We start from the raw sequence: 10,743 nt of genomic DNA, 5'->3' as shown, positions 1-10,743 counted from the left end.
AAAACTTCCAAAGACTGATTGTAGAGTGCGATCGCTTGTTCCACTTCCCCTTTGTTAGCGTGAATGCTTGCTATATTATGCAACGTTACTGCTTTCCAATAGGCATCACCAAGACGTTCAAAAACTTCCAAAGACTGATTGTAGAGTGCGATCGCTTGATCCACTTCCCCTTTGTCAGCGTAGATAGCTGCCAGATTCTGCAACGTCGCCGCTTTGCCTCGGACATCACCAATGCGTTCAAAAACTTCCAAAGACTGATTGTAGAGTGCGATCGCTTGATCCACTTCCCCTTTGTTGGCGTAGATCATTCCCAGATTCTGCAACGTCGCCGCTTTGGTTTGGACATCACCAATGCGTTCTGTTATTTCCAAAGATTGATTTAAAAGTGCGATCGCTTGATCCACTTCCCCTTTGTTGGCGTAGATAAGTCCCAGATTCTGCAACGTCGCCGCTTTGGTTTGGACATCACCAATGCGTTCTGTTATTTCCAAAGACTGATTGTAGAGTGTGATCGCTTCTTCAACTTCCCCTATGTTGGCTTTCAGTATCCCTAAATGATGATAAATTGATGCTAATTCTTGTTCGTTTTCTGCGGGACAAAGATTTAAAGCTTGTTGGTAATAGTTTAATGCTCGATCAACCTCACCCATTTGGTGTTCACAATAAGCAATTTGTCTGAGAACACTATGGTTTTTAGTAATTTCTAAAGTTGATTTGCACAGATGTATTGCTTCCCGAAATCGACTTTGATGCAACAAGTAGTTAACCAATAAACTAGCTATTTCCTCCGCAATTCCTTCATCCTTCCCCAACAACCCCAAGCGATGAATTTCTAACCCTTGTGCTTCCCTATAACTTTCCGCCCCTTCGCACCACAGACGATACAAAATTTGTGCAGCTTGTTTATACAACTCTTCACCCTTGGGGTTTTCTGGAAACTCTAGCAACGGTGACAAAATCCGGGGAACACGATACAACCTCTCTGTGTTGTTGGTGAGGGTAACTTCCAACAAACCCAAAAATTCAGCGCGTTGAATATGACTTTCCCAACTAGAGATATCCTCACAAATCGGGGAAATAGCAGCTAGAGGAACAGGTAACTCATACACCAACAACTTCCCCAGCATAAGACGCAAAGCTGGAGTTTGCTGCTTCAGCAATACCTGTGCCAAAATATCCTCACGAAATTCCTTTTCCTTATCTGCCATCTTTTGCAGAATCATCTCAACTCCCCTCTCCGCTTCCGGCGACTTCGGGGAATTTTGCAAAATCTTATCTAACCATTCCAACAGCCGAGGATTTCCATCTGCTGCTTGTTTGGCACGTTCCGGCAAATCTGGCTGAAATTGCCAACTGCCATTAAACGAATCCAGACGATTATACTTTTTAATTAAATCTGCCCCACCCAAAGCCCCCAGAGGTTCGCGGTACAGACGATGATTCAGTTCCGACAATGTGAAATTGTAGCGACAGGTAATAATTACCTTGTGGGGAAGTTGGGAATTTTGCATCGCCTTCAGCAACGCCAGCAGTACATCCACAACTTGTGGTTGCAAGACATAAACCCCATTGCGTAAATCCAAATTAGCCTCAAAGTCATCCAGCACAAAGGCAAAGCGCTGTTCTTTGGTATTGAGTCCTTCAGTGAAAAACTTGGTGAGACGCTGCATTAAGGGTAACTTGCCATTGAGAATATCATGCCCCCGTTCCGAGGTACATTGTTCAGCAAGGGTTTTGAGCAGTTTATCCTCATCCAGTTGCCGAAAGTTCACCAGCCTGTGATAGCCAACCATCCTTTCCAGAAGTCGCGCCGTCACAGTACTCTTACCCACACCCCCCAGTCCGTGAATTAGTACCCCTAATGAAGTGCGAATAGCTTTGAGACAACGTTGCAAAGTCCGCCGTCTGCCAACAAACTCAGAGGGTTTCGCCACCCGCACCAGTCTATCGGGATCTAAAAACAGTTCATAAGCAGGTTCCGGCACTGAGGGTAGAAAATCTCCCAACACTTCCACCAACGCACCCGGACATTCTCCCTGGACATATAACCGCAACAAATGCCAGTCACGCACATTCTGTTTAAACAACTGCTGGTAAGTGCTAGCGAGTGCTTGGGCTAATTGATATCCGGCTGCCAATTTGCCGTAGAGGTGCGCGGCGGCGGCTGTAGCTGTCCGATCTTCCACAGGCCGCCCCCAACTTAAAACCGCCCTCGCCCCTTGGGCAATTAGTGCCTCAGCCATTGAAGGGACAGCGCCTTTATCTGGTGCTTGTCCAGTCCGACACCCAGACAAAAACACCAACTTGGGAAAGCGAAACCGGAAGACTTCCGCCAGTTCTGCGGCTGTGGTTTCGTGGCGATCGCCGATTTCCGTCTCAGTGATAAAGTAAGGCGTGTAAGGTGCCTCATCTTTAATTGAGGCGTGTCCTGTGAGGTGAAACACATCAAAGTCATTAAAATAGCGACTCCACACCTTACCCAACTCGCTAACGCAACCGCTTTCTTCCACCCGCAAATCAACAGCAAAATCTCGCGTATCTGCCAGAATTCTCGCTTCTTCCTGTTCAAACTCTAACTTTGGTTCCACATCTTCCGGATCGGTTGCCATAAACAATACTCGCAATTGTCGTGCTTCCACAGAAAACGTTTCCGTTTCTTTCTCAATCCAGCGCAGAGGTAACACCACTGGATTAACCCGCTTCACCAAAAAATCCTCACCATCATGCAGCACTTCCCAAGGTAGATGTGCCAATTTTTTATCAGTATCAATGGCAATTACCAACCCTTCACCGCGACAGTTAGCAATTCCCCGACTCAACCAGCGTCCATCCCCATCCAACCAAAAAAATAACTGCTTCCCGATTCCTGATAAATTGGGCAGCAGTTTATAGTAATCTCGTTCACCTTGCTTGAGGAAATCAGCGATTTCTGCTAATTTCAGGCGACGTGATTCATAGTGCTTTTGTTGAGGTAGCCAATACCTGAGTTCAACTGTTTCCTGCGTACATTCCCGAAGTTGAATGCGGATAGTTTGCACTTATTTGCTGATAGATTTGAGGATTTCCGTGATTTCCTCTATAGTAGCTTCTTCGAGTAAAATCCTGTTTCCAGTATCAGGGTCAAGAATTACCACATCAAATTGCTTCCCAGGATGAGATTTATCCCATTCTTGATACCATTTGCGAATTTGTTCAGCTAAAGCCGCAACACCACCCACAATGGTAATAATAGTTGCGATCACCGCCAAAGTTCCCTCTCTTTGCGTCGGAACTTCATAGCTTCCCGATATTCCAGGAATTTCTAGCAAAGCCTCGGCTGCTGCTGCTGCGCCTTCCCCTTCAATTCCAACTTGAATTTCTGCCATAGCTCATCTGCGAATTTATACAACATACTGTATATTCTGCGTTGAATTGAGGATAATATTCACGCAAAGACACAGAGACAATTGCAAAATTATTTACTTAGTGTTGTACCAATTGTCTAAAATAAGACAACAGACCCAAACCTGGAAACCCAGATTAAATCTGACTTTCTTCATTTTTAAGTTTTAATTTTTAATTTTTAATTGATATGTCTCTTGCTCCTTGGCGAGGTGCGATCGCTCATGCACTCCATCGGAACCGCAGCCTTGTTTATGCCCGTTACCTGCAACTAGCAACGCTACAAGCGAATGGTCGCCCCGCCAATCGTACCCTAGTTTTTCGCGGCTTTCTGGAAGATACAAACCAGCTAAAATTTATCACCGATAACCGTAGCGCTAAAGCCGACCAAATACAGCAACAACCTTGGGCAGAAATTTGCTGGTACTTCCCCAATACACGAGAACAATTTCGCATCACTGGCTGTTTGACCCTGGTAAACGGTGATGATTCCAATCGGGATCTACAGCCAGCACGAATCGCAATGTGGCAAGAATTAAGTGATGCGGCGCGTTTACAGTTTGCTTGGCCGCATCCTGGTAAACCCAGAATCCAAGAAGCAGGAGCCTTTGAGCCATCACCACCCGATCCAGTTGAGCCAGTGCCTAATTTTTGTCTCCTGCTACTCGATCCAGTGGAAGTAGACCATTTAGAATTACGCGGCGAACCACAAAATCGATGGCTTTACTGCCGTAATGACCACCAACAGTGGACTAGCGAAGCGCTTAATCCGTGAAGTCAAGAGTCAAAAGATTGACCCTTAACCCAACCCTTAACATTTAACTAAATGCCAGCACCATCTAGAAATTCCTGAATAGTCTTATCCTTGAGGTTGCACCAGCGAGTATCGTGGATTAGCTCATCCTCTTTCGTTGCTAAAGCACCCACCAAAACAGGAGTTTTTTCTGAAGAATTGTTGCGCTGAAGAGTTTGTATTTGTTCTTCCAACGCCTCAATGCGGTCTACTAAAGCACGAATTACTTGAGCTTCTGAATCTGGTAAGTTATTGTGTTCAAGAGGTGAAACCCGAACTCCAGAACGATACATGATGCGCCCAGGCACACCTACCACAGTACAGTCTGAAGGCACATCTCTGAGAACAACAGAACCAGCACCAATACGGACATTATTGCCAATTTGGATATTGCCCAGTACCTTCGCTCCAGCTCCGACTACGACGTTTTCACCCACAGTAGGATGGCGCTTACCACATTCTTTACCAGTACCCCCAAGGGTGACACCTTGATAAATTAGAGCATAGTCTCCCACGATCGCAGTTTCACCAATTACTACACCCATCCCGTGGTCAATAAACACACTTTGCCCAATTGTTGCACCAGGGTGGATTTCAATTCCAGTCAAAAACCGAGCCAAGTGAGAAATCAGGCGGGGAATAAAGGGAAGACCAACACTATACAGCCAGTGAGCCAGCCTATGGAATAACAGGGCTTGCAAACCAGGGTAACAAAATAAAACTTCCAACCAGTTACGGGCAGCTGGGTCACGTTCAAATATGATACGAAAGTCAGCACGCAGTATAGATAGCACGAGATAGCACCCTCGGAAAGCACAACAAGCTACTCTCCCATATTATCCTCTCTGTAACACCTAAAAATTAGGCATAGGGCATGGTTATTCTTCTTCTTATCCCCCTTGTCCCCCTTGTCCTCTTGTCCCTACTCCCTACTCCTTATCACTCCTGCTCCACTTTCAGAGTATAGTCACGCTTGACCCCAGGATTAAATGTACCTACCCAAATCCGATAGGTGCCACTTTTCCAGTTGCGATCGCTAACGCTAGCATCTTTACTTTTACCAGTGTCATCGCCGCAACGAATCATAGTATTATCTGGGCCTTGGATAAGTAAAGTTGTGTCGGTGTTGTTGCTATCGATTTGGATTGTTAGCTGGGAAAAGTCCTTTTCCAAAACCATAATATGATCTGGATTGGGATCGGCAAAACCAATACAAGCTTTTTGATCGCGATCGCGGTTACTTATAGCAGACAATGAGTAAGAACCACCTGTAAACCCCTGCATTGTTCCTTGTGCTGGATTAAAATTTGCTGATAAGTTGAAAGTACCAAAATTCGCTGTCTCTGCTATTGCAGGGGTAGCTGTAATGGCGGTAAGTATAGCCAACAACCAGCTGCTGCGAAACTGAAGTCGGGGGCGACAGTCTTTCATAGTAGCCCTCCAACAGGCTTTTAAAGTAGTAATGATATATACATATTCTAGTGAAAAAAATCCAGTGAAATTTCAGTTGGTTGTGCCACATTAAAATGTGACACAATTAATGACTTTGAAAGCAGGCAGATAATTGCTAGGTTGTATCTTGATCTAAATAAATATAATGAAAAAAGGCAAAAGGTAAAAAATTATTTTACCTTTTGCACTTTGACTCTCTATGAAAATCTCACGAATTATGGAGTTTGAAGAATACGCCACCTTTAAGCGATCGCGTGTCAGTTCCATAACTACTAACTGTGAGCGATCGCAGGTTGTTAAAAAATGGTTTACCTAAAACTTCCACTAGTTTGAGAATCGGTACTTGACGCTCTAACAAATTCTGGCTCTTTCTCCAATCAAGATATATATAGCCTTGATTTGGTAAGGGAATTGTAGCAATACTATCTTTGAAATTAGGATTGTCAATTATGGAATTATCCTTGGTTGTGAGAATTTCATCCATCGTCTCTAAGTCAGAGGTGAAAATTTCGTAATTTCCTAAAGTTGTATGCAAACCCTGTACTTTTGTTTCAATGCTGAAAGATGCTCCTTCTTTGACATCACTTTTTTTTGTAGCGGTGGTTAACTCTGTCCAAGCAGAGATTTTTTGCTGATCTATAGTCAGGGTATTAATGCTGAGTCCGTTGGATGAGGCGATCGCATCTAATCGAGCAACGCCTTGTTCTACACCTTCGGATTTTTCCACCACAAAAATCCAATGGGGGGTTGTTTGCTCTTGATCAGGTAACAATGCTATGGCATATTCTCCTTGTACCCAACTGAAAATATCCTTTGGTAAGTTTATACCCCAGCTTTTTTGAACATCCGCCAAAGGTTTTGCTAACCGAGAAACCACATCTTCCCCAGAACCATATAGAGTTGCTGTTGCTTGTTTCCAGAGTTTAGTTAAATCACTGTCACCCAAATTACTCAAATTCGAGCCAGAAATTGCTAACCCTGCGGACGCTGGAACATACTGCAATGCTCCCACAGGTTTAGATAGCGGTGTAGATGGAGAGACAATTTCCGATGAAGTCAGAAAGGTAGTTTCCGTCAGTAATCCTTTAGGATTTAACACCAAGGATATAATTTGGCTGTTATAAAGTTGTTCTGGTAACTCTAAGCCTTGCCATTTTGCCACGATAGGAAGATTCAAAAATGCTACAGCTAAACTACTTTTGAGCCGTTCTTTGATGGCTTTTTGGTATTCTGGGGAGCTAGTTAAATTCAGATCGGGCGCTTGGACGTTATTGATAGCATCTCGTAGCACTTTCGGATCGTTGGCAAATAATACAAAGCCTTCGCCGACAACAGCACCAGCAAGCAAGTCTTGTTCTGGTTGAGAATTGTCAGAAATCAGTTTTACGCCTTTATATTGTTCGACAGCTAAGTTTGCTCCAGCTAACGCTCGTTTAGAAAACAACAATTCAACAAACTCCCGGCTTTTCTCCGGTTGCTTGGTTGCTAGTGCCAACAGATACCCTGGCTGCTGTCCGTTTTCTGGATCGCGATCGATATCTAAGGTGGTGATAGCTAATGTAATTTCATTCCCTAACCAGGGTTGAATGTCTTGTTTGTAATCTATGCCACTCTTGGCGAATAAACTGGTTTTGAGTTTAGATAGTTCCTCTTCTCGATCCAACGCCTGCAAACGGTCAGGATTCGCCAGTAATGAAACCATTGCAGGGGAAAGTTTCGACACAAATATGGCTGCACCAGGCTGGGAGGTAGAAGCAATGAGATTACCCGGACTTTTGGCGAAAAACCAGTAAAAGCCAGCGATCGCAATTACTAGCAGTGCGATCGCCCCTGCGACGATAAAACCAATAAATGAACGTTGCCTATTCACATTAAACCTATTAAAAAAGACGATTTACAGCCATTTAAGCAGAAAGCCTAGCAGAATTAATCAACCCTCTTCAGAATGGATGCTGATGCCAAGGCAGAGATTTTCTGTCACCATAAATAGTATTAGGACTGTTTACGAAAACCTCATGACAGGGAACTCATGAACCAAATTAGTGTAGAAGAACTGGCGCAACGGCTTTCTTCTAGTGACGCAAGTATTCAGCTAGTAGATGTGCGTGAACCAGAAGAATTGGCGATCGCTAGCATTGAGGGCTTTGTCAACCTACCTTTAAGTCAATTTGCCGAATGGGGAGATCAAGTACCTAACCTCTTCAATCCCCAAGCTGAAACTCTTGTCCTATGCCACCACGGTATCCGCTCTGCCCAGATGTGCCAGTGGTTGATTGCTCAAGGTTTTACAAATGTGCAAAATATTTCAGGTGGTATTGATGCCTATTCCTTATTAGTAGATCATTCAATTCCCCAATATTAGCTTCTGCTCAGGTGGAACTCACTCTTCCATCTGGCTTTTGCTATGCTAAAAGCAGAAGTACATCACTTTAGACGCTTGCTGGAAAGCTGGGAATTTGGGCATAAAGTACATCTGCACAAAATTTTCGACTGGGCCAAATCACAGTTTAGCATTAGCCCTTTCCAGAAAATACGTATCTAATAATACTGTTGCAAGTGCAAGTTTGTGCAAAAGTACGGTTATAAAGAAGCATGGTAAGGGTAGATTAGAGCTAGTAGCTTTTGCAAAAAAAGTTGAGCTTCTATTTCAATCTTACTCTTATAGAAATGTTGTTTGTATATGAACTTTAAAGATACTTATCATAATATAGTTGTATAGTTTGCTATCTTAATTAATTATTAATATTCTTTGTTTTCGATAAAACTCACAAATTTTTTCAGAGTTTGATTAAAATTTGCCTTCAGCAAAACATACCATAAATGGAAGTTCAGTTAACAAATCGACAACAGCATATACTTTGGGCAACGGTACGTCACTACATTGCTACAGCAGAGCCAGTTGGTTCAAAGGCTTTGGTCGAAGAGTACGACCTGGGTGTAAGCTCGGCGACAATTCGCAATGTGATGGGTGTTTTAGAAAAGTCTGGATTACTCTACCAACCACATGCTTCTGCTGGACGTGTACCTTCAGATTCAGGCTATCGCATTTATGTTGACCAGCTAATTACACCTTCTCTGCGTTCGCGCAGTGTGTCGCAGACAGACGCTACGCGTAGCTTGCTTCCACGTTCCCGCAGCGTCCCGCAGGGAAGTGGTACGGAAACTTTAGGGCGAGAAGTAGAAGTAGCACTGCAAAAGCATCTTCAGTGGGAAGATCGGAGTTTAGAAACCTTACTGCAAGGAGCCGCGCAGATTTTAGCAACATTGAGTGGTTGCATTAGCTTGATTACGATGCCGCAAACGACTACAGCGCTATTGCGACATCTGCAATTAGTGCAAATTGAAGCTGGACGGATCATGCTGATTGTAGTGACTGATGGTTATGAGACACATTCCAAATTGATGGATTTGTCGCCAACACCAGAAGAAACACAACGGGATTCAGAAGTAATCGATCGCGAGTTGCAGATTGTTTCTAACTTTTTAAATAGTCACCTGCGGGGGCGAAGTCTGTTGGAATTAGCCTACCTCAACTGGAGCGAACTAGATCAAGAATTCCAACGCTACGGGGAATTTTTGAAAAACTCAGTTGCCGAATTGACTCGTCGCACTCTAGCACCGACTGCAACCCAAATTATGGTTCGGGGTGTGTCAGAAGTTTTGCGCCAGCCAGAATTTTCCCAGTTACAGCAAGTACAAACGATAATCCACCTACTGGAAGAAGAACAAGACCAACTGTGGCGATTAATATTTGAGGAACCAGAACCAGAGGATGGTAGTAAACCAAAGGTAACGGTTCGCATTGGCGCAGAAAATCCATTAGAACCGATACGCACCTGCACCTTGATTTCTTCTAACTATCGCCGAGGTTCAATACCAGTAGGAAGTGTGGGAGTTTTGGGGCCAACACGTCTAGATTATGAAAGTGCGATCGCAGTAGTAGCATCTGCTGCTGATTATCTCTCAGAAGCTTTCAGTTATTTCAATCCTTAAATCGTAATCAGGTGATATTTAGGGATCACCCACTACGGCCCTAGGCGAATGGACAATATAATAGCAGTCAGATAGCCCAATTTATAGCGGCAAAATCAATAATTAATACTACCTAAATCTTTCATGGTTAGAAAAATTGCCTTTGGCTCGCTGTGGCTGGGATTTGTTGTCTATGCTTTTTTCCTCGCGCCTCCTGAGCAACCTGGTACATTCGAGTTAATTAAAAACCTTTCTATTGGCCAGTGGCAAGGCGTTAACCCGTTAGTCATAGCACTATTCAACCTCATGGGCATCTGGCCTCTTATTTACAGTGCAGTAGTCTTTATTGATGGCAGAGGACAAAAAATACCTGCTTGGCTGTTTGCTACGGCCTCTTTTGCAGTTGGTGCTTTTGCCTTGTTACCGTACTTAGTCTTACGAGAACCAAGTAATCAGTTTTTCGGTAAAAAGAATACCTGGCTCAAGCTGCTAGATTCTCGTGTGACTGGTTTTGTCTTAACGGTAGCCACAGTTATTCTAGTTGCCTACGGTATAAGAGGAGGAGATTGGGGCAGTTTTGTGCAAGAGTGGCAAACTAATCGCTTTATCCATGTGATGAGCATAGATTTTTGCCTACTCTGCCTATTATTTCCCACATTACTGGGGGATGATATGGCGCGTCGCGGTTGGAATTCGCAGTTTTTCTGGTTAATAGCGTTGATACCGCTATTCGGCCCATTGATTTATTTATCTGTGCGTCCACCTTTACAAGAAGCGGGTGTAGAGTCCATATCGAAGCAGCCGGCGGTGAATTGAAGAATAAAGTGCGTTTTTCACAAAAGAGGACGTGAAATGGGACTGGGCGTCTCTACAAGGGTTCTGGATAACGCATAATTCATTTCTGAAAATGTCTAATCCAAAATCGTACTACCCAAAATCCCCTTTTTCAGTGAATTGGGGATTTTCTGTGGGTGCGTAAATCCCAAGAGAAAGTTTTTTCTGAAAGTACTTTACAAAACGCAATAAATTATTTAAGATGTGTAACAGGTAGTCAAACCTACCTAAAATTCATCTGCAAATAATCGCATTTATAAAACAATGACAACAACCTTACAACGTCGCGAAAGCGCCAACGTATGGGATCG

Annotated in this window: 9 protein-coding genes; 4 read left to right on the top strand and 5 right to left on the bottom strand. The window is 43.7% G+C overall.

The window, feature by feature from the left end:
* Both HWQ44_RS17965 and HWQ44_RS17960 read right to left on the bottom strand, forming a co-directional pair.
* Positions 1 to 3,038 (bottom strand): tetratricopeptide repeat protein (locus HWQ44_RS17965; RefSeq protein ID WP_292721107.1); only part of this gene is annotated, 3,038 nt, incomplete at its 3' end.
* Positions 3,039 to 3,365, bottom strand: a complete 327-nt coding sequence (locus HWQ44_RS17960; protein WP_292721104.1) for a hypothetical protein — start codon at positions 3,363 to 3,365, stop codon at positions 3,039 to 3,041.
* Between the two features lie 206 nt (positions 3,366 to 3,571).
* Here HWQ44_RS17960 and HWQ44_RS17955 point away from each other — a divergent pair, with 206 nt between their 5' ends.
* A complete protein-coding gene (locus HWQ44_RS17955; protein ID WP_292721102.1) occupies positions 3,572 to 4,156 on the top strand; it encodes an Npun_F5749 family FMN-dependent PPOX-type flavoprotein in 585 nt (194 codons plus the stop codon).
* 47 nt (positions 4,157 to 4,203) lie between these two features.
* Here the strand turns inward: HWQ44_RS17955 and cysE are convergent, their stop codons facing one another.
* From cysE to HWQ44_RS17940, 3 genes are all read right to left on the bottom strand, one after another.
* On the bottom strand, positions 4,204 to 4,968 hold the full coding sequence (gene cysE, locus HWQ44_RS17950; protein ID WP_292721101.1) for a serine O-acetyltransferase: 765 nt from the start codon (positions 4,966 to 4,968) through the stop codon (positions 4,204 to 4,206).
* A 145-nt stretch (positions 4,969 to 5,113) separates the two neighbouring features.
* Entirely contained in the window at positions 5,114 to 5,605 is a 492-nt protein-coding gene (locus tag HWQ44_RS17945) for a hypothetical protein (RefSeq protein WP_292721099.1), read from the bottom strand.
* A 229-nt stretch (positions 5,606 to 5,834) separates the two neighbouring features.
* Complete coding sequence (locus tag HWQ44_RS17940; protein ID WP_292721097.1) at positions 5,835 to 7,496, bottom strand: DUF3352 domain-containing protein; 1,662 nt, start codon at positions 7,494 to 7,496, stop codon at positions 5,835 to 5,837.
* Between the two features lie 159 nt (positions 7,497 to 7,655).
* On the opposite strand from HWQ44_RS17940, the gene HWQ44_RS17935 reads away from it, so the two are divergent.
* The 3 genes from HWQ44_RS17935 to HWQ44_RS17925 all read left to right on the top strand — a co-directional run bounded on the left by HWQ44_RS17935 (position 7,656) and on the right by HWQ44_RS17925 (position 10,414).
* Entirely contained in the window at positions 7,656 to 7,988 is a 333-nt protein-coding gene (locus tag HWQ44_RS17935; protein ID WP_292721095.1) for a rhodanese-like domain-containing protein, read from the top strand.
* A 458-nt stretch (positions 7,989 to 8,446) separates the two neighbouring features.
* Complete coding sequence (locus tag HWQ44_RS17930) at positions 8,447 to 9,619, top strand: heat-inducible transcriptional repressor HrcA (protein ID WP_292721093.1); 1,173 nt, start codon at positions 8,447 to 8,449, stop codon at positions 9,617 to 9,619.
* Between the two features lie 123 nt (positions 9,620 to 9,742).
* Complete coding sequence (locus tag HWQ44_RS17925; protein WP_292721091.1) at positions 9,743 to 10,414, top strand: DUF2834 domain-containing protein; 672 nt, start codon at positions 9,743 to 9,745, stop codon at positions 10,412 to 10,414.
* Positions 10,415 to 10,743: the final 329 nt, after the last annotated feature.

The sequence above is a fragment of the Nostoc sp. JL34 genome (assembly GCF_017114945.1).
Lineage (GTDB): Bacteria > Cyanobacteriota > Cyanobacteriia > Cyanobacteriales > Nostocaceae > Nostoc.
Note: the sequence above shows the minus strand (reverse complement) of the source record. Positions and strands in the feature narration are given on the sequence as shown.

What these genes read in the sequence shown, in the direction of transcription:
- HWQ44_RS17960 (WP_292721104.1), bottom strand. Translation starts at nt 3,365, where the DNA reads ATGGCAGAAATTCAAGTTGGAATTGAAGGGGAAGGCGCAGCAGCAGCA.
- HWQ44_RS17955 (WP_292721102.1), top strand. Translation starts at nt 3,572, where the DNA reads ATGTCTCTTGCTCCTTGGCGAGGTGCGATCGCTCATGCACTCCATCGG.
- HWQ44_RS17945 (WP_292721099.1), bottom strand. Translation starts at nt 5,605, where the DNA reads ATGAAAGACTGTCGCCCCCGACTTCAGTTTCGCAGCAGCTGGTTGTTG.
- HWQ44_RS17935 (WP_292721095.1), top strand. Translation starts at nt 7,656, where the DNA reads ATGAACCAAATTAGTGTAGAAGAACTGGCGCAACGGCTTTCTTCTAGT.
- HWQ44_RS17930 (WP_292721093.1), top strand. Translation starts at nt 8,447, where the DNA reads ATGGAAGTTCAGTTAACAAATCGACAACAGCATATACTTTGGGCAACG.
- HWQ44_RS17925 (WP_292721091.1), top strand. Translation starts at nt 9,743, where the DNA reads ATGGTTAGAAAAATTGCCTTTGGCTCGCTGTGGCTGGGATTTGTTGTC.